Below are 17,917 nucleotides of genomic sequence, written 5' to 3'. Positions count from 1 at the left end.
CGGGGCGCGCGCATTCGGGCGCGCGCCCCGCGGACCGGCTTGCCGTGGACCCCGCTCGGGTCCGCGGCGGCCGGACGCGGGCCGTCCCCCTCGTCCGGCCGGTCGGGGGGCCGCGGAGCGTCAGGCTCCGGCGGCGATCCGCGCGAGGCGGCGGGCCTCGTCGCGGGTGGCGCGGGCGATCACGTCCTCGTCCACCGTGATCAGGCGGTTCCCCTCGACGACGGGCTTGCCGTCGATGAGGGAGAGGGTGACGGGGGCCGCGGCACCGAGGACGAGCGCGGTCACCGGGTCCGCGATGGAGGCGTGGGCCAGGGTGTCCAGCTTCCAGAGCACCAGGTCGGCGAGCTTCCCGGCCTCCAGCGAACCGATCTGGCCGGCCCGTCCGAGGACCTGGGCACCGCCGTACGTGGCCAGGCGCAGCGCCTGACGGGCGTTCAGGGCCTTCTCGCGGTGGGCGCCGAGGCGGTTGATCAGCAGGGCGTTGCGCAGCTCGGTGTGGAGTTCGCCGGACTCGTTGGAGGCGGTGCCGTCGACGCCGAGGCCGACCGGAACGCCCGCGGCGAGCATGTCGGGCACCCGGGCGATGCCCGCGGCGAGGCGGGCGTTGGAGGACGGGCAGTGGGCGACGCCCGTTCCCGTACGGGCGAAGGCGGCGATGTCGGAGTCGTTCATGTGGACGCAGTGCGCCATCCACACATCGTCGCCGAGCCAGCCGGTCGACTCGAAGTAGTCGGTCGGCCCCATCCCGAACAGTTCCTTGCAGAACCGCTCCTCCTCGACCGTCTCGGAGCCGTGGGTGTGCAGCCGGACGCCGCGACGGCGGGCCAGCTCGGCTCCCTGCCGCATCAGTTCGGTGGAGACGGAGAACGGCGAGCAGGGGGCGACGGCGATCCGGGTCATCGAGCCGAACGAGGCGTCGTGGTGTGCGTCGATGGCCGCCTCGGTCCCGGCGAGCGCGCCCTCCAGCGTCTCGACGGCGAAGTCCGGCGGCAGCCCGCCGTCCTTCTCGCTGCGGTCCATGGAGCCCCGGGCGAGGGTGAAGCGTACGCCCATGTCGCGGGCGGCTCCGATGATGGCGCCGGAGAGGTCGCCGGAGCCCTCGGGGTGGACGTAGTGGTGGTCCATCGCGGTGGTGACACCGCCGCGGGCCATCATCGCCAGGGAGCCCTGGGCGGCGGCGCGGACCATCGGCTCGTCGATGCGCGCCCAGGTCGGGTACAGCGCGACCAGCCAGTCGAAGAGATTGTGGTCCGTCGCCAGACCGCGGGTGATCCACTGGTAGAAGTGGTGGTGGGTGTTGACCAGGCCGGGCGTCGCGAGGTGTCCGGTGCCGTCGACCCGGCGTACGACGCCGGCCAGGCCCTCCGGTGCCCTGCCCGCGCCGATGGACTCGATGCGGTTGCCCGCCACGACGATGTGCCCCGATGCGTACTCGGTGTCGTGGGCGTCGACGGTCGCGATCGAGCAGTTCTCGATGACGATGCGCTGAGGGTCTGCCGAAGCTGCCATGGGGCTTCCTTCTTCTCTCATCGGCGGTGTGGGCACGGCAGGACCCTAGGAGGATTTGAGTGCCACAGCGTTGCGGCTGTGGGTGCCGAGATGGTGGAAGAACAGGGTGATGGCACCGCTGTTGACCAGGGGCGGAGTGACGGGGCCCGCCTGCACGGCGGTGCCGCGCTGGAGCACGGCGGGGGCATGCCGCGAGGGCGGGAACTCCTCGTCCACCGGGTGAGCCGCCGTACCGGCAGCTGCCGGTGGAGCGGAACACGGACCTTTCGCCGGCCCCGTTGCGGGCTGTGCCATGGGGGCTCCCTCCGGGACGGCCGGCCCCCGCCCGGCTGCGGGCGGACGGGGGCGGGCTCAGTTCCGCGTCAGAGGTTGGTCATGTCGACCGGGATCTGCGGCTCGACGCCGTCCCGGAGCACGGTGGCCTCGATCAGGCCGTACGGCCGGTCCGCCGCGTAATAGACCTCGTTGTCGTTCTTGAGGCCGAACGGCTCCAGGTCCACCAGGAAGTGGTGCTTGTTGGGCAGCGAGAAGCGGATCTCGTCGATCTCGCTGCGGCTGTTGATGACGCGCGAACCCATCTGGTACAGGGTCTGCTGGAGCGAGAGGGAGTACGTCTCGGCGAAGGCGTGGAGCATGTGCTTGCGCGCCTGCTCGTAGGACTTCTCCCAGTTCGGCATCCGCTGTTCGTCGCTGGTCCAGTTGTACCGCCACTTGGCGGACACCTCGGTCGCGAGGATGCGGTCGTGCGCCTCCTTGAGCGTCGTGTACTGGTCCTTGACGTAGCCCCAGAACTCGGAGTTGGTCGAGTTCATCACGGTGAGGTCCTTGAGCCCCGAGATGATCTGCCAGTTCTCGCCGTCGTAGGTGATCTGGGTGGTGCGGGTCTCCTGTCCCTTGCGGACGAAGGAGTGCTTGACCTCGTCGGCGCCGATGAACCTGGAGTTGGCGTCAGAGGTCGCTATGCGCTCCCAGGAGTACTCCTCGATCCTGATCCGGGCGACCTTGATCGGCTCCTGCGAGGTGAGGAAGTGCCGGGCGAGATGGATGCCGAACTGTTCGGCGGACTCTATGCCGTGCTTCTTGGCGAACGCGTACACCGTGTTCTTCGTGGTGTCGGTCGGCAGGACATGGGCGTTGGAGCCGGAGTAGTGCACATCGTCCATGTCGCCGGAGAGCGCGACCGAGACGTTCAGGTCCTTGATGTGGTGGGTGTCGCCGTCCCGCGTGATCCTGACGACGCGGTTCTCCGCTTTGCCGTACTGGTTCTGGCCGAGAATCGTGGGCATGTCTGCTAGCTCCCTCGGTAAACGGAGTAGCCGAACGGGTTGAGCAGCAGCGGTACGTGATAATGCTCGCCCGGTTCGACGGCGAACGCGATCGCCACCTCCGGGAAGAACGCACCGCTGTCCCTTACGCGGGGGGCGTCCTGCTGCGCCTCGGCTTGCTTCTGGGAAAAGTACGACCCGGTGTCGAAGACGAGCCGTACATGGGTGGTGCCCTCCGGCAGTGCCGGCAGGTCCTTGCAGCGCCCGTCCGCATCGGTCGCGGACGCGCCGAGCGTCACATACTCCGTTCCGGTGCCGCCGCGGGCGGCGAGGGAGACGGTGACGGCCCCGGCGGGGCGGCCGATGCTGGTGTCCAGGATATGCGTGGACACCGATGCGGTGGTATCGGTGCTCAAGACCGTTGCTCCTTGTTCTCAAGAGTCCTGTACGAGGCCGCTCTCAGGAGTCCTGTACGAGGCGGGTCAGCCGGATGCGGTTGATCTTGCCCAGTTCGGTGCGCACGATCTCGCGCTCCCGCTCGGGAGGGTTCCCGGTCCGGGTCTTCAGCGCGTCGCGCATCTGCTCACCGGTGGCGCCGGTGGCGCAGATCAGGAAGACATGTCCGAAGCGCTCCTGGTAGGCCAGGTTCAGTTCGAGCATCTCGGTCTTGAGCTCCTCGGAGGCACCGGCCATCCCCCGCTGTTCACGGGAGGAGGTCGGGTCCCCGGGCTTCGGGCGGCCGATCGGCGGGTGACCGGCCATCGCCTCGGCCAGATCCGCCGCGGTGAGCTGGGCCGTGGCGGCGTCGCTCGCGGCGAGAAGGGCGTCGGCCGTGGCGTACGGGCGCCGGGAGAGGATGGCCCTCCCCCAGGCCGCACTGGCACAGACCTCGTGCAGCGCGGCGATGGCCTCGTTGTCCGCCAGGGTGTTGAACCGGGCGAGGCCCGGTGTGGAGCTCGAAGTCACGGGAGCCTCCGTGGCTGTATTTCGCTGTGCGTCGTACGGGCTGCGGATAGCTAACGCCCTCGGCAACATCACGTCAACACTTTGTTGAAATATCGCGAACGAAGAAAGCCGCCGTCCCGGCATGCGGACGGCGGCTTTCCTTCGGTGTTCGCTCAACTACTCACCCTTGGCGGCATTTTCCCTATTCAAGTAGTTGTAGACGGTGAAGCGGCTGACCCCCAGGGCACCCGCCACGGTCTCCACTCCATGCCGTACGGAGAAGGCTCCGCGCGCCTCCAGGGCCCGGACGACGGACTGCTTCGTCCGGCGGTCCAGCTCGGCGAGCGGCATCCCGTGCCGTCGTTCCATCGCGGCGAGAATGCGGTCCAGCGAGTCGGAGAGCTGCGGCAGCCGTACGGCGACGACGTCCTCCCCCTCCCACGCGAGCACCACATCGTCCGCCTGCGCCAGCTCGGGGCCCAGCAGTTCGGCGCCCATGGCATCGACGAGCGGCTTCACCGCGGCGACCAGGGGGTGGTCCACCGCGTCCAGGTGCTGATCCGCCGATCCGGTCACCGCGCCTCCTCCCCGATCACGTTGACCTGGAGCGAGACCCGGGTGGCACCGGAGGCCAGGGCCTCGCGCAGCAGGGAGCCCACGGCGGTGAGCACCTCGTCCGCGCCCCCTTCCGCCGTATTGCCGAACGGGCCGACGTCCACCGCGTCGAGTTCGGCCGACTGGATGACCTCGCGGGCCACCACCGCGTGGGCGGGTGCCTCGTCGAGATCGAAGGGCTCGGTGGTGAATTCCACCCTCAAGCGCACGGTGCCTCCCTGATGTCCTTGCCGGCAGCCGCCGCGGAGGCGGGCCTCCGCGGTCCGGCCACGACCTTAACCCGCTGGTGACGGGCGGCGGACGGTCGCGGGCCCGCCCTCAGAGCGGCAGCACGCAGACGGCCACCGGGGCGCTCACCGGTTCACCCGCGGCGCTCAGCGTGCCGTCGGCCCGGTCCACCCGGAAGACGGTGACGGTGGACGAGCGCTGATTGGCGGCGAAGAGCAGGGCACCGTCCGGGGAGAAGGCGATCTGGCGGGGGAAGTCGCCGCGGACCGGCACGGTGTCCAGCAGCCGGAGCGCCGCGCCGTCCCGCTCGACCGCGTAACGGGTGAGGCTGTTGTGCCCCCGGTTGGCCAGATAGGCGAAGGCGCCGTCGGCGGTCACGAGCAGTTGGGCGGGATAGCTGGTACCGGGGCCGGTTCCGGTGGACTGGCCGGCTCCGGGTGTCAGGGTGCCGGTGGCGGGGTCGTACCCGCAGACGACGGTGGTGTTGTCCAGCTCGCAGGCCAGGTAGGCGAAGTGACCGCCGGGGTGAAATGTGACATGCCGCGGCCCCGCCCCCGGCTTCAGCGCCGCGCGGGAGACCTCGGTCAGGGTGCCGGCGGCCGTGTCCAGCCGGTAGGTGTACACGGTGTCGTTGCCCAGATCGACGGCGAGGACATGGCCGCCGTCGGGCGAGGTGAGGATCTGGTGGGCGTGCGGCCCGCTCCGGCCCGGTCCGGGCGGCGGTGAGGTGTGTGCGACGAGGTCCGTGCGTTCACCCAGCGAGCCGTCACCGGCGATGGGGTGCACCGCGACACTGCCCGAGGTGTAGTTCGCGCTGAGCAGCCACTTTCCCGTGGGGTGCACGGACAGATGGGTGGGACCGGCGCCGCCGGTGCCGCGGGTGCCGAGCACCCGGTGGGCCCCGTCCGGCGCCAGGGCGATCGCCGTCACACCGCCCTGCTGCTGCTCGTCGACGGCGTAGACGGTGGTGCCGGAGGGGTGCGCGGCGAGGTACGAGGGGTTGTCGACGCCGCTGATCACGGGCCCCGTGGCGAGGGCCCCGGTGGTGGTGTCGTACGTGGCGGTGCCGACCCCGGTGCCGCCGCCCTGCTCCGAGGTGTACGTCCCCAGGAGGAGCGGCCGGGTGGTGCGCGGGTCGGCCGGCGGGACGGCCGCGGGCAGGGAGCCGGCCGCCGCGGCACGGGTGGGCGCCGCGGGGACTGCGGACAGGGCGGCACCCGCCAGCAGGGCTCCGAGAAGGCTGCGGCGGGTCGTGGCGGTGTGATTCATGCGAGGCACCTCGTGTGGGGGGCGGTTGCTTCGGATGCGCAGCCACCCTGGCCCGGTCCGGGGCCCGTCAGCAAGGGGACCCTCCCGGCCGCCGCCCCGCGGACAGTACGCGGAGGCGGCGGACGCCAAATTTCGGGCACCCCCTTGACAGCCTCATCGCCCGCCGGGCAATCTTCCGTTAAGCAGAAACTAACTTCCGCAATACGGAAGGAGCGCCGAACCCCTCATGGGATACCCGGACCAGCGCTTCGATGTGAACCTTTCGATCCTCTTCACGGAGCTCCCGCTCCTGGAGCGCCCCGCGGCGGCTGCCGCGGCGGGCTTCACCGCGGTCGAGCTGTGGTGGCCCTGGACCGAGACCCCCACCCCGCCGCAGGCGGAGCTCGACGCGCTCAAGAAGGCGCTCGACGACGCCGGCACCCAGCTGGTGGGGCTGAACTTCTACGCCGGACAGCTGCCCGGCCCCGACCGCGGCGCGCTCTCCGTGCCCGGCCCGGAGTCGGACCGCTTCCGCGCCAACATCGAGGTGGCGGCCGCTTTCGCCGCCTCGGTCGGCTGCAGGGCCCTCAACGCGCTGTACGGCAACCGGGTCGACGGCGTGGAGCCGGCCGTGCAGGACGAACTCGCCCTGGAGAACCTGGTGATGGCCGCGCGGGCCGCCGGCCGGATCGGGGCGGTCCTGCTGATCGAGACCCTGAACGCGCCGGAGTCGCCGCGCTACCCGCTGGTGAGCGCACCGGCCGGGATCGGGATCGTCGACAGGGTCAACGCGGCGACGGGCCTGGGGAACGCGAAGTTCCTGCTGGACCTCTACCACCTGTCGATGAACGGCGAGGACCTGAGCCAGGTGATCAAGGCGTACGCCGCGAAGACCGGCCACGTCCAGATCGCCGACAACCCGGGACGCGGCGCGCCGGGCACCGGCTCGCTGCCGCTGGAGCGGCTCCTGGACGAGCTGACCGAGGCCGGCTACGCGGGCTGGGTCGGCCTGGAGTACAAGCCGGGCGACCGGCCGAGCGCCGAGTCCTTCGCGTGGCTCCCCCGGTAGGGGCCGCCGAACCCCCTCACGTACACCCGTTCTCCAGGAAGGCACCCTCATGAGCAACAACCTCCCCAAGGTTGCGTGGATCGGGCTCGGCATCATGGGCTCCCCCATGTCCGAGAACCTGATCAGGGCCGGCTACGACGTCACCGGATACACCCTGGAGCAGGACAAGATCGACCGCCTGGTCGCGGCCGGCGGCAAGGGCGCCTCCTCGATCGCCGACGCGGTCGCGGACGCCGATGTCGTCGTCACGATGGTGCCCGCCTCCCCGCAGGTCGAGGCCATCGCGTACGGCCCCGAGGGCATCCTGGAGAACGCCAGGCGCGGCGCGCTGCTGATCGACATGTCCTCGATCACCCCGCAGACCTCCGTGGACCTCGCCGGCAATGCCCGGGACAAGGGCATCCGCGTACTGGACGCCCCGGTGTCGGGCGGCGAGGCCGGCGCCGTCGAGGCCGTTCTGTCCATCATGGTGGGCGGCGAGCGGGCCGACTTCGACGCGGCCGGGCCGCTGCTCGAAGCGCTCGGCAGGACGATCGTCCTCTGCGGCCCGCACGGCTCCGGCCAGACGGTGAAGGCCGCCAACCAGCTGATCGTCGCGGTCAACATCCAGGCGTGCGCCGAGGCCGTGGTCTTCCTGGAGAAGTCCGGGGTCGACCTCGCCGCCGCGCTCGACGTCCTCAACGGTGGACTGGCCGGTTCGACCGTGCTGACCCGTAAGAAGGACAACTTCCTCAAGCGCGACTTCGCGCCGGGCTTCCGGATCGATCTGCACCACAAGGACATGGGCATCGTCACGGACGCCGCCCGCGATGTCGGTGCCGCGCTGCCCGTCGGCACCGTCGTGGCCCAACTGGTCGCCTCCCTGCGCGCGCAGGGTGACGGCGGGCTGGACCACTCGGCCCTGCTGCGCTCCGTCGAGCGCCTCTCCGGCGCGCAGGTCTGACCCCCGGCCCCGCCCGGGGGCCCCTGAACCCCGGGCCGCGGTGGCGCTGACACCTGTCCTGTCGCGCCCAGGCGCCACCGCGGCCCGGACCATCTCCTTCAATTTCAACAAACTGTTGACGTGCTGTTCCCGGCGAACCTACGCTCCCCAAGCCGTCAGCAGCTCCGTACGGAAGGTCATCCCGACATATGGCTAAGCGTGTGCTCACGACCGAGTCAGGCGCCCCGGTCGCCGACAACCAGAACTCCGCCACCGCCGGCGTCGGTGGGCCGATCCTCCTCCAGGACCAGCACCTCCTGGAGAAGCTCGCCCGCTTCAACCGTGAGCGCATCCCGGAGCGCGTGGTGCACGCCCGCGGTTCCGGCGCCTACGGCTACTTCGAGGTGACCGACGACGTCACCGGCTTCACCCGCGCCGCCTTCCTCTCCGAAGTGGGCCGCCGCACCGAGACGTTCATACGGTTCTCCACGGTGGCCGACTCCCTGGGCGGCGCCGACGCCGTCCGCGACCCGCGCGGCTTCGCCCTCAAGTTCTATACGGACGAGGGCAATTACGACCTGGTCGGCAACAACACCCCGGTGTTCTTCATCAAGGACCCGGTCAAGTTACCCGACTTCATCCACTCGCAGAAGCGCGACCCGTTCACCGGCAGGCAGGAGCCGGACAACGTCTGGGACTTCTGGGCGCACGCCCCCGAGGCCACGCACCAGGTCACCTGGCTGATGGGCGACCGCGGCATCCCCGCCTCGTACCGCCATATGAACGGCTACGGCTCGCACACCTACCAGTGGACGAACGCCCAGGGCGAAGCCTTCTTCGTCAAGTACCACTTCAAGACGAACCAGGGGGTGCGCTCCCTCTCCGCCGACCAGGCCGCCGAACTGGCCGGCAAGGACGCCAGTTCGCACCAGACGGATCTGCTCCAGGCCATCGAGCGCGGCGTCAACCCGTCCTGGACGCTGTACGTGCAGGTCATGCCGGCCGCCGAGGCCGCCGGATACCGCTTCAACCCGTTCGACCTGACCAAGGTCTGGCCGCACAGCGACTACCCGCTCCAGCGGGTGGGCCGGCTCGTCCTGGACCGCAACCCGGACAATGTCTTCGCCGAGGTCGAGCAGGCCGCGTTCTCCCCGAACAACTTCGTGCCCGGCATCGGCCCCTCCCCCGACAAGATGCTCCAGGGCCGGCTGTTCGCCTACGCGGACGCCCACCGCTACCGGCTGGGCGTCAACCACACCCAGCTCCCGGTCAACGCCCCCAAGGCCGCCACCGCGGACAACTACGGCCGCGACGGCCTGATGGCCACCCGCAACGGCTCGCGCCACGACAAGAACTACGAGCCCAACTCGTACGACGGTCCCGCGCAGACCGGAGGGGCACTCGCCGCCCCGCTCGCCGTCCACGGCTGGACCGGCACCCACGAGGCGCCCGCCCACACCAAGGACGACGACTTCTTCCAGGCGGGCGAGCTGTTCCGGCTGATGTCCGAGGACGAGAAGGGCCGGCTGGTCGCCAACATCGCCGGGGGCCTCTCGCAGGTCACCCGCGACGATGTGATCGAGAAGAACCTCGCCCACTTCCACGCCGCCGACGCCGACTACGGCCGGCGCGTGGAGGAGGCGGTCCGCGCCCTGCGCGAGGACTGAGCCTCCACTCCCGAGCCCTGCCCGCGCCGCGCACCCGGATGAGGGGTCCGCACGGCGCGGGCAGGCCGGGGCCGCGGCGGCCGGGCGACGCCAGTGCGGTGGTGACGGGTCCGGGCCCCGCCCTCCGACCTGAAGGAGGCGGGCGCCGCGGACCCATCGCCGGCGCCGCGGTCCCTGTTCCGCCCGCTCCGCACCGTTCCCCATCTGTCCGCGCGAGGGCGCGGAGTACGGGTGTCATCCGTACTCCGCGCCCTCGCGTCGTTCCCGGCGCCGGACGGATGCCCCGTGGGCAGCGGAGAGGCCCCTTCCCCCCGGGATCGCGGGGGGAAGGGGCCGGGTGCGGCTCCGGGTCAGGACACCGCGAGGGGACGGATCGCGGTGGGCGCGTGGGCCGGCTCCGTCGCGATGTCCTCGAACTCGTTGACCGAGGCGATGTCGGTGCCGCTCATCGCGATGTTCGTGACACGCTCCAGGATCGCCTCGACGACCACCGGCACCCGGAACTCCGCGGCGAGCTTCTTCGCCTCCTCGAAGGCCGGCAGCAGCCGGTCCGGCTCGGTGACCCGGATCGCCTTGCAGCCGAGGCCCTCGACGACCTTGACGTGGTCGACGCCGTAGACGCCGAGCTCCGGCGAGTTGAGGTTCTCGAACTCCAGGTTGACCTGGAAGTCGATGTCGAAGGTGCGCTGGGCCTGACGGATGAGCCCCAGGTAGGAGTTGTTGACCAGGACATGGACGTACGGGATGCGGTGCTGCGCGCCCACGGCCAGTTCCTCCAGCATGAACTGGAAGTCGTAGTCACCGGAGAGCGCGACCACCGAGCCGTCCGGGTCCGCGGTGGCCACACCCAGCGCCGCCGGGATCGTCCAGCCGAGCGGGCCCGCCTGGCCGCAGTTGATCCAGTGGCGCGGCTTGAAGACGTGCAGCATCTGCGCGCCGGCGATCTGGGAGAGCCCGATGGTGGTGACGTAGCGGGTCTCGGGCCCGAACGCCCGGTTCATCTCCTCGTACACGCGCTGCGGCTTGAGCGGCACGTCGTCGAAGTGGGTCCGGCGCTGGAGCGTGGCCTTGCGCTCCTGTGTGGAGGCGGCCCAGGCCGAGCGGTCCTTGAGCCGGCCCGCCGCCTTCAGTTCCTGTGCCACCTCGACGAAGAGCTTCAGCGCGGCCCCGGCGTCGGAGGCGATGCCGAGATCGGGGGCGAAGATCTTGCCGAGCTGGGTGGGCTCGATGTCGACGTGGACGAACGTACGGCCCCGGGTGTAGACGTCCAGCCTGCCGGTGTGGCGGTTGGCCCAGCGGTTGCCGATGCCGAGGACGAAGTCGGACTCCAGGAAGTTCGCGTTGCCGTAGCGGTGCGAGGTCTGCAGGCCCACCATGCCGGCGTTCAGCTCGTGGTCGTCGGCGAGGACGCCCCAGCCCATCAGGGTGGGGACGACCGGGACGCCGGTCAGCTCGGCGAACTCCACCAGCAGCGCGGAGGCGTCGGCGTTGATGATGCCGCCGCCCGCGACGAGCAGCGGGCGCTCGGAGGCGTTCAGCATCTCGACGGCCCGCTCGATCTGCCTGCGGGACGCGGCGGGCCGGTGGACCGGCAGGGGCTCGTACAGATCGGGGTCGAACTCGATCTCGGTGAGCTGCACATCGATCGGCAGGTCGATGAGGACCGGGCCCGGCCGGCCGGTGCGCATCAGGTGGAAGGCCTGCTGGAAGACACCGGGGACCTGGGCGGCCTCCAGCACCGTGGTCGCCGCCTTGGTGACCGGCCCGGCGATGGACGCGATGTCGACGGCCTGGAAGTCCTCCTTGTGCAGGACCGCGGTCGGGGCCTGGCCGGTGACGCAGAGGATCGGGATGGAGTCGGCGATGGCGGAGTACAGACCGGTGATCATGTCCGTGCCCGCCGGGCCCGACGTACCGATGCAGACGCCGATGTTCCCCGCCCCGGCGCGGGTGTACCCCTCCGCCATGTGGGACGCGCCCTCGACGTGCCGGGCCAGGGTGTGGTGAACCCCGCCGGACGCCTTGAGGGCCGCGTAGAACGGGTTGATCGCCGCACCCGGCACACCGAACGCGTGACGGACACCTTCGCGCTTGAGGATCTCAACTGCCGCTCGGGCAGCGGTCATACGAGGCATTGAGTGCTCCTGCTCGGGCTTGGTGGAGTCGGGCTCTGTCGCGCCACCTGAGAGCACCAATTCCGCATTACGGAAGTTCAGTTCTGCTATACGGAAGTAATCTAGGACGCGGCCCGCGCGCCGTCAAGGCGGTGCACCGTCAGGGCGGTGCGCCGGCGCCGGGCCGCGTGAAGTCGGGCGATTCCCTCCCCAGGGCCTCGCTCTTGGTAGACGATGGGCGGGACGAGGGCATGACGCGGCGGACGCGGCGGCAGGCGTGCCGCCGAAGCCGCGGAACGCGGGCGCCCCGCAGGCCCGCGCCGGAGGGAGACGATCGTGGAGTCCGTGCAGCTGCGGTGCCCGGCCTGCGGACGCGGCCACGCGTACACCGCACCGGCCTACCCCTGTCCGTGCGGCACCCCCGTCGTGCCGCCGCTGCTGCGGGACGCGCCGGTCGAGCCGGTCACGCACCGCACCTGGGACGACGACTGGGTGACGGCGCGCTGCGCCGACTGCGGTCGCCTGGACCAGTGGCCGCAGCCGGAACTGTGCTGCCCGTGCGGGGCAGTTCTGCGGGTTCCGGTGCGCCCGGTGACGACGACGGCGGTGGAGCCGAGCACGCCCGACGCACCCGGGTCCGGCACCACCGCACCCGACGCCGGGGCCGGCCCCGCCCATATCCCGCTGCCGCGCACGGCCGCCCATCCGCGCCCGTCGTTCCACCCGCTGACGATCCGTACCGGCCGGGACGCGGTGAGCGCGGCCGCCCGGTATCTGCAGTGGCTGGGCTACCACGACGTCGTCCAGCCCGAGAAGCGGCCCGCGTCCCGGATCGACCTGCGGGCCGCCGGAGTCGTCGCCCAGGTCGACGCCGGCGCCCGGCCGACCGGCCTGCGCGATGTCGAGTGCCTCTGGCTGAACGCCCTGAGCGCGTCGGTGGCGGGCGTGTTCTTCTCCCTGGCCGGTTACACGGAGGACGCCAGGTCACGCGCGGACACCCTGGGCGTACCGCTCTTCCTGATGGATCCCACCGGGACACCGCAGCCGGTGAACAGCCCGGCGGACGAGCTGATCAGCACCGGCGCCTGAGTCCGGCACCCGTCACCGGACACCGGCGGCCGCTCGCCATACTGGACGCATGCGTATCCGCCTCGCCAGAGGTTCCGACCTCCCCCTGCTCCAGGACATCGAACGTGCCGCGGGCGAACCCTTCCGCACCCTCGGCATGGCATCCATCGCCGATGACGACCCGCCACCGCTCGACGTCCTGGACGGATACCGCCGCGCCGGCCGCTGCTGGGTCGCCACCGACGCCCTCCCGGCGGCCGACGACCGTCCGGCCGGGTATCTGATCGCCGACCCCGTCGACGGCGCGTTCCACATCGAACAGGTCTCGGTCGATCCGGCGGCCGCCCGCCGGGGCGTCGGCCGCGCGCTCATCGGACACCTCGCCTCCTGGGCGGCCGAGCGGCGGCCGACGGCCCTCACCCTGACCACGTTCACCGACGTCCCGTGGAACGCCCCGTACTACACGCGCATCGGTTTCCGGACACTCGGGGAGAGCGAACTCACCGACGGCCTGCGCAGGATCAGGGCGGAGGAGGCGGAGCACGGCCTGGACCGCTGGCCACGGGTCTGCATGCGCCGCGAACCCTGAACCGTTCCGGACCGGTTCAGGACGTCGGGGCACGGCGATGATGTCGCTGTCAGTGGCGGCAAGTAAGCTCAGCGCATGGTCTTAACTCCTCGGCGCCCGATACCGTCCACCCCCGCCCGACCGGCGTCCCCGTCCGCTTCCGCGTCCGCGACCGCCGCCGGGCTCCTGCCCGCGCCCGCGTCCGCCGACGCGGCGAACGAGGCCATTCGCGCGCTCGTCGACGCGCGAGCGGGTCAGGAGTGGTCGTCCGTGGAGTCCGCGAAGTACGAGGTCCTGCTGATCGAGTGGGCGGCGGCGACCCGGACAGGCGGCCCCGACGTCATCGAGGCCGCCTGATCCACCGGTCCGCCCGTCCGCCCGTCCGCCCCCTGTGACGGGACGGTCCTCAGCGGCCGTAGGTCTCGCGCAGTTCGATCTTCCGCACCTTCCCGCTGACCGTCATCGGGAAGGAGTCCAGGATCCTGAGTGCCCGCGGGACCTTGTAGTGCGCCAACTGCTCGCGGCAGTACGCGTCCACCTCCTCCAGCGTCGGCGGATCGGCCGGGTCGCGGGGGATGACGCAGGCCAGGATCTCCTCGCCGTACCGCTCGTCCGGCACCCCCACCACCTGGACGTCGGCGATCTTCGGATGACCGTAGAGGAACTCCTCGATCTCCCGCGGATAGACGTTCTCGCCGCCCCGGATGATCATGTCCTTGATCCGGCCGACGATCTGGACATAGCCGTCCCCGCGCATCACCGCGAGATCCCCGGTGTGCATCCAGCGGCCCTCGTCGATCACCTCGGCCGTCCGGTCGGGCTGCTCCCAGTAGCCGAGCATCACGCTGTAGCCCCGGGTGCGCAGCTCACCCGCCTCACCGCGCGGCAGGGTCACCCCGCTCACCGGGTCGACCACCTTGACCTCGATGTGCGGCAGCACCCGCCCGACCGTGCCGGTGCGGCGCTCCAGATCGTCGTCGCGGCGGGTCTGGGTGGAGACCGGGGACGTCTCGGTCATCCCGTAGCAGATGGACACCTCGTCCATGTGCATCTCGGCGACGACCCGCTTCATCACCTCGACCGGGCAGGGGGACCCGGCCATGATCCCGGTGCGCAGCGAGGAGAGGTCGTACGAGGCGAAGCCGGGCAGGTTCAGCTCGGCGATGAACATCGTGGGGACGCCGTAGAGCGAGGTGCAGCGCTCCTGCTGGACCGCCGTGAGGACCGCGGCGGCCTCGAAGGAGGGGCCCGGGATCACGATGCAGGCGCCGTGCGAGGTGATGCCGAGATTGCCCATCACCATGCCGAAGCAGTGGTAGAAGGGCACCGGCAGACAGACCCGGTCCTGTTCGGTGTAGGCGATCTGCTCCCCGACGAAGTACCCGTTGTTGAGGATGTTGTGGTGGGAGAGCGTCGCGCCCTTCGGGAAGCCGGTCGTGCCCGAGGTGTACTGGATGTTGATCGGGTCGTCGCAGGACAACTCCGCTTCCCGCACGGCGAGCTGACCGGAGGATATGGACGGCGCGGCGGACACGAGCGCGTCCCAGGAGGGATCGCCGATGTAGTGGACGGCGCGCAGGGCCGGGCAGTTGCCGCGTACCTCGTCGACGAGCCCGCGGTAGTCGCTGGTGCGGTGGGCGAGCGAGGCGACGAGCAGGGAGATGCCGGCCTGGTTGAGGACGAACTCCAGCTCGTGCGCCCGGTAGGCGGGGTTGATGTTGACCATGACGGCGCCGATGCGGGCCGTCGCGTACTGCACGAGCACCCATTCCGGGCAGTTGACGGCCCAGATCCCGACCCGGTCGCCCTTGGCCACCCCGGATGCCATCAGCGCGCGGGCCAGCTCCTCGACATCGGCGCCGAATTCGGCGTACGTCCAGCGCCGGCCGGACTCCACGTCGACCAGTGCCTCGCGCGCGCCGTGCGCCTCGATCGCCCGGTCGAGGTTGCGGCCGATGGTGTCGCCGAGCAGGGCGGTGGTGCCGGTGCCGTGCGCGTAGGACGGTTCGTTCATCGCAGGTCCCCCTCGGCGAATTCGGTGCCGGTGCCACGGGCGGTGCGCTCGCGCAGTTCGATGCGGCGGATCTTGCCCGAGACGGTCTTCGGCAGCTCGGCGAACTCCAGCAGGCGGATGCGCTTGTACGGGGCGAGCACCGACCTGGAGTGGTCGAACAGCACCTTGGCCGTGTCCGGTCCGGGCGCCCAGCCCTCGGCCAGCACGATGTACGCCTTCGGCACGGCGAGCCTGACCGGGTCCGGCGCGGGTACGACGGCGGCCTCGGCGACCGCCTCGTGCTCCAGCAGCGCGCTCTCCAGCTCGAACGGCGAGATCTTGTAGTCGGACGCCTTGAACACATCGTCGGCGCGGCCGATGTAGGTGATGTAGCCGTCCTCGTCCCGGGCGCCGATGTCACCGGTGCGGTAGTAGCCGCCCGCCATGGCCTCGGCGGTACGGTCCGGGTCGCCGTGGTAGCCGGTCATCAGGCCGACGGGGTGGGTGGAGAGGTCCAGGGAGATCTCGCCCTCGGCGGCGCCGGGCTCACCGCTGACCGGGTCGAGGAGTTCCACCGTGAAGCCGGGGCTGGGCCGCCCCATGGACCCGGACTTCAGGAGCTGGCCGGGGGTGTTCGCGACCTGGACGGCGGTCTCTGTCTGGCCGAAGCCGTCCCGGATGGTGACGCCCCATTCCCGCCGCACCGTCTCGATGACCTCGGGGTTGAGCGGTTCGCCGGCCGCCACGACCTCGCGCGGCGGCGTCTTCAGCTGGGAGAGGTCGGCCTGGATCAGCATCCGCCACACGGTGGGCGGCGCGCAGAAGCTGGTGACGGCCGAGCGGTCCATCTCCGCCATCAGCCGGGCCGCGTCGAAGCGGGTGTAGTTGAAGATGAAGACGGTGGCCTCGGCGCTCCACGGGGCGAAGAGGTTCGACCAGGCGTGCTTGGCCCAGCCGGGCGAGGAGATGTTCAGATGCACGTCGCCGGGCTTGAGGCCGATCCAGTACATCGTCGACAAGTGCCCCACGGGGTAGGAGACATGGGTGTGCTCGACCAGCTTGGGGCGGGCGGTCGTGCCGGAGGTGAAGTAGAGCATCAGCGGTTCGTCGGCGTCGGTCTCCCGGTCCGCCGTGAACGTCGTGGGCAGGTCGTCGGCTCCCGCGTACGACAGCCATCCCTCGACGCCCGCTTCCGTGCCGCCCCCGGCATCGTCCTCGGTGGCGCCGCCGACGGCGATCCGGGTGTAGCCGCCGGGGACCTCGTCGAACTTCGCCGTGTCCGCCGCCCGCACGAGCACATGGCGGACCCGGCCGCGCTCGACGCGGTCGCGCAGGTCGACGGGGCCCAGCAGCGGTGTGGCGGGGATGACGACGGCGCGCAGCTTCATCGCGGCGAGCGCCGTCTCCCACAGCTCGACCTGGTTGCCGAGCATGACGAGGATGCGGTCGCCCTCCCGGACGCCCTGGGCACGGAGCCAGTTCGCGGCCTGGTTGGAGCGGGCGGACATCCGGGCGAAGGACACCTCGGTGCGCCGGCCGTCCTCCTCCACGATGTGCAGGGCGGTGCGGTCGTTGTTCTCGGCGATGACGTCGAACCAGTCGAGCGCCCAGTTGAAGTGATCGGACCGGGGCCAGCGGAAGCCCTCGTACGCCTTCGCGTAGTCCTCACGGTGTTCCAGCAGGAAGTCCCGGGCGGCCCGGAACGTCTCCGTCGCACTGGTTGCCGACATGTGCCCTCCTCATTGCGGACCGGACCGGTCGCTTAACATCATGTAAACAGTGACCCAGGTCTCACCACCCCCGGACGGGGGTGGTACGAACAGGGCGGAGAGACGTCAACGTGCCCGAATCGGTGGATACGGTCGAGATGCAGGCCGCGCTGCTGCGGCTGCGACGCTCCAGCGGGCTTCCGGTGGCCTTCGGCGGGCTGCTGTCCGACGCGCGCCACGCCCGCATCATCGAGCTGAACGGGGCGCAGACCAGCGCGCTGCGGGGGCTGGTCATCTCGGCCGGCAGCGGGCTCGGCGGCAAGTCGATCGCCTTGTCGCGGCCGTGCGCGGTGACGGACTACGCCTCCTCGCGCCACATCAGCCATGAGTACGACACGGCCGTCGCGGCCGAGGGCCTGCGTTCGGTCGTGGCGGTGCCGGTCGTGGTGCGCCGGAAGGTGCGGGGCCTGCTGTACGGGGCGCTGCGGGAGCCGGTCACGCTCGGGGACCGTACGTTCGACGCGGCGGTGGCGGCGGCCCGCGATGTGGAGCAGGCGCTCGCGGTACGGGACGAGGTGCAGCAGCTCCTGGCCGCCACCCGGGAGCAGGTGACCGATCCGCATACGGGCCCGGGTGCCTGGGAGAACGTCCGCGAGGCGCACCGCGAGCTGCGTGCGCTGGCCCCGAGGATCGCCGACCCGGTGCTGCGGGAGGAGCTGCTCACGGTGTGCGGGCGTCTGGCCTCGGCGTCCGGGGCGCGGGTCCCGGCGGCCCGGACGGTGCAGCTGGCGCCGCGCGAGGTGGACGTCATCGCCTGTGTGGCGGCCGGGGCGACGAACGCTGCGGCGGCGGAGCGGCTGGGGCTGCGGCCGGAGACCGTGAAGGGATATCTGCGCTCCGCGATGCGCAAGCTCGGGGCGCACACCCGGCTCGAAGCGGTGGTGGCGGCGCGCCGGGCGGGGCTGCTGCCCTGAGCGCACCCCGTCGGCGGTCCGTG

17 protein-coding genes and 1 pseudogene are annotated in these 17,917 nt (G+C 71.0%); 7 read left to right on the top strand and 11 right to left on the bottom strand.

Annotated elements, in window-relative coordinates; genetic code table 11:
• Nucleotides 1–120: 120 nt before the first annotated feature.
• The 8 genes and pseudogenes from OHA98_RS12550 to OHA98_RS12515 all read right to left on the bottom strand — a co-directional run bounded on the left by OHA98_RS12550 (nt 121) and on the right by OHA98_RS12515 (nt 5,831).
• On the bottom strand, nt 121–1,509 hold the full coding sequence (locus OHA98_RS12550) for an 8-oxoguanine deaminase (protein ID WP_266925235.1): 1,389 nt from the start codon (nt 1,507–1,509) through the stop codon (nt 121–123).
• Nucleotides 1,510–1,632: 123 nt separating this feature from the next.
• Nucleotides 1,633–1,803 (bottom strand): annotated as a pseudogene (locus OHA98_RS12545) (purine permease); the annotation flags it as partial.
• 68 nt (nt 1,804–1,871) lie between these two features.
• Nucleotides 1,872–2,795, bottom strand: a complete 924-nt coding sequence (gene pucL / locus OHA98_RS12540) for a factor-independent urate hydroxylase (protein WP_266925231.1) — start codon at nt 2,793–2,795, stop codon at nt 1,872–1,874.
• A gap of 5 nt (nt 2,796–2,800) precedes the next feature.
• On the bottom strand, nt 2,801–3,190 hold the full coding sequence (gene uraH, locus OHA98_RS12535; RefSeq protein WP_266925229.1) for a hydroxyisourate hydrolase: 390 nt from the start codon (nt 3,188–3,190) through the stop codon (nt 2,801–2,803).
• A gap of 43 nt (nt 3,191–3,233) precedes the next feature.
• Complete coding sequence (uraD, locus tag OHA98_RS12530; RefSeq protein ID WP_266925227.1) at nt 3,234–3,740, bottom strand: 2-oxo-4-hydroxy-4-carboxy-5-ureidoimidazoline decarboxylase; 507 nt, start codon at nt 3,738–3,740, stop codon at nt 3,234–3,236.
• Nucleotides 3,741–3,896: 156 nt separating this feature from the next.
• Nucleotides 3,897–4,217, bottom strand: a complete 321-nt coding sequence (locus tag OHA98_RS12525; protein WP_266927893.1) for a helix-turn-helix domain-containing protein — start codon at nt 4,215–4,217, stop codon at nt 3,897–3,899.
• 74 nt (nt 4,218–4,291) lie between these two features.
• Nucleotides 4,292–4,531, bottom strand: a complete 240-nt coding sequence (locus tag OHA98_RS12520) for a hypothetical protein (protein WP_266927891.1) — start codon at nt 4,529–4,531, stop codon at nt 4,292–4,294.
• A 121-nt stretch (nt 4,532–4,652) separates the two neighbouring features.
• On the bottom strand, nt 4,653–5,831 hold the full coding sequence (locus OHA98_RS12515; RefSeq protein WP_266925225.1) for a lactonase family protein: 1,179 nt from the start codon (nt 5,829–5,831) through the stop codon (nt 4,653–4,655).
• Between the two features lie 226 nt (nt 5,832–6,057).
• Here OHA98_RS12515 and OHA98_RS12510 point away from each other — a divergent pair, with 226 nt between their 5' ends.
• From OHA98_RS12510 to OHA98_RS12500, 3 genes are all read left to right on the top strand, one after another.
• On the top strand, nt 6,058–6,879 hold the full coding sequence (locus tag OHA98_RS12510) for a TIM barrel protein (RefSeq protein ID WP_266925223.1): 822 nt from the start codon (nt 6,058–6,060) through the stop codon (nt 6,877–6,879).
• A gap of 49 nt (nt 6,880–6,928) precedes the next feature.
• Complete coding sequence (locus OHA98_RS12505; protein WP_266925221.1) at nt 6,929–7,822, top strand: 2-hydroxy-3-oxopropionate reductase; 894 nt, start codon at nt 6,929–6,931, stop codon at nt 7,820–7,822.
• A 188-nt stretch (nt 7,823–8,010) separates the two neighbouring features.
• Entirely contained in the window at nt 8,011–9,468 is a 1,458-nt protein-coding gene (locus OHA98_RS12500; protein WP_266925219.1) for a catalase, read from the top strand.
• Between the two features lie 350 nt (nt 9,469–9,818).
• Here OHA98_RS12500 and gcl read toward each other — a convergent pair whose 3' ends face one another.
• A complete protein-coding gene (gene gcl / locus OHA98_RS12495) occupies nt 9,819–11,603 on the bottom strand; it encodes a glyoxylate carboligase (RefSeq protein ID WP_266925217.1) in 1,785 nt (594 codons plus the stop codon).
• Nucleotides 11,604–11,918: 315 nt separating this feature from the next.
• Between gcl and OHA98_RS12490 the strand changes: the two genes are divergently transcribed.
• From OHA98_RS12490 to OHA98_RS12480, 3 genes are all read left to right on the top strand, one after another.
• Nucleotides 11,919–12,671, top strand: a complete 753-nt coding sequence (locus OHA98_RS12490) for a hypothetical protein (RefSeq protein ID WP_266925215.1) — start codon at nt 11,919–11,921, stop codon at nt 12,669–12,671.
• Between the two features lie 49 nt (nt 12,672–12,720).
• Nucleotides 12,721–13,239, top strand: a complete 519-nt coding sequence (locus OHA98_RS12485) for a GNAT family N-acetyltransferase (protein ID WP_266925213.1) — start codon at nt 12,721–12,723, stop codon at nt 13,237–13,239.
• A gap of 75 nt (nt 13,240–13,314) precedes the next feature.
• Nucleotides 13,315–13,575, top strand: a complete 261-nt coding sequence (locus OHA98_RS12480) for a hypothetical protein (RefSeq protein WP_266927968.1) — start codon at nt 13,315–13,317, stop codon at nt 13,573–13,575.
• 49 nt (nt 13,576–13,624) lie between these two features.
• On the opposite strand, the gene OHA98_RS12475 is transcribed toward OHA98_RS12480, so the two are convergent.
• On the bottom strand, nt 13,625–15,232 hold the full coding sequence (locus OHA98_RS12475) for an AMP-binding protein (protein ID WP_266925211.1): 1,608 nt from the start codon (nt 15,230–15,232) through the stop codon (nt 13,625–13,627).
• Nucleotides 15,229–16,941, bottom strand: coding sequence for an AMP-binding protein (locus OHA98_RS12470; protein ID WP_266925209.1), 1,713 nt, complete (start codon nt 16,939–16,941; stop codon nt 15,229–15,231). The genes OHA98_RS12475 and OHA98_RS12470 overlap by 4 nt, the downstream gene beginning before the upstream one ends.
• A gap of 110 nt (nt 16,942–17,051) precedes the next feature.
• Between OHA98_RS12470 and OHA98_RS12465 the strand changes: the two genes are divergently transcribed.
• The gene (locus OHA98_RS12465) at nt 17,052–17,894 is read left to right on the top strand and encodes a response regulator transcription factor (protein WP_266925207.1); all 843 of its coding nucleotides are present in this window, start codon (nt 17,052–17,054) and stop codon (nt 17,892–17,894) included.
• The last annotated feature ends 23 nt before the right edge of the window (nt 17,895–17,917 follow it).

The sequence above is a fragment of the Streptomyces sp. NBC_00654 genome (assembly GCF_026341775.1).
Lineage (GTDB): Bacteria > Actinomycetota > Actinomycetes > Streptomycetales > Streptomycetaceae > Streptomyces.
This window is presented reverse-complemented; position numbering and strand designations above follow the sequence as displayed.

Excerpts from the sequence above, each read along its gene's own strand:
- OHA98_RS12550 (WP_266925235.1), bottom strand. The coding sequence starts at position 1,509 with ATGGCAGCTTCGGCAGACCCTCAGCGCATCGTCATCGAGAACTGCTCG.
- pucL (WP_266925231.1), bottom strand. The coding sequence starts at position 2,795 with ATGCCCACGATTCTCGGCCAGAACCAGTACGGCAAAGCGGAGAACCGC.
- OHA98_RS12525 (WP_266927893.1), bottom strand. The coding sequence starts at position 4,217 with ATGGGCGCCGAACTGCTGGGCCCCGAGCTGGCGCAGGCGGACGATGTG.
- OHA98_RS12515 (WP_266925225.1), bottom strand. The coding sequence starts at position 5,831 with ATGAATCACACCGCCACGACCCGCCGCAGCCTTCTCGGAGCCCTGCTG.
- OHA98_RS12510 (WP_266925223.1), top strand. The coding sequence starts at position 6,058 with ATGGGATACCCGGACCAGCGCTTCGATGTGAACCTTTCGATCCTCTTC.
- OHA98_RS12505 (WP_266925221.1), top strand. The coding sequence starts at position 6,929 with ATGAGCAACAACCTCCCCAAGGTTGCGTGGATCGGGCTCGGCATCATG.
- OHA98_RS12500 (WP_266925219.1), top strand. The coding sequence starts at position 8,011 with ATGGCTAAGCGTGTGCTCACGACCGAGTCAGGCGCCCCGGTCGCCGAC.
- gcl (WP_266925217.1), bottom strand. The coding sequence starts at position 11,603 with ATGCCTCGTATGACCGCTGCCCGAGCGGCAGTTGAGATCCTCAAGCGC.
- OHA98_RS12485 (WP_266925213.1), top strand. The coding sequence starts at position 12,721 with ATGCGTATCCGCCTCGCCAGAGGTTCCGACCTCCCCCTGCTCCAGGAC.
- OHA98_RS12480 (WP_266927968.1), top strand. The coding sequence starts at position 13,315 with ATGGTCTTAACTCCTCGGCGCCCGATACCGTCCACCCCCGCCCGACCG.
- OHA98_RS12475 (WP_266925211.1), bottom strand. The coding sequence starts at position 15,232 with ATGAACGAACCGTCCTACGCGCACGGCACCGGCACCACCGCCCTGCTC.
- OHA98_RS12470 (WP_266925209.1), bottom strand. The coding sequence starts at position 16,941 with ATGTCGGCAACCAGTGCGACGGAGACGTTCCGGGCCGCCCGGGACTTC.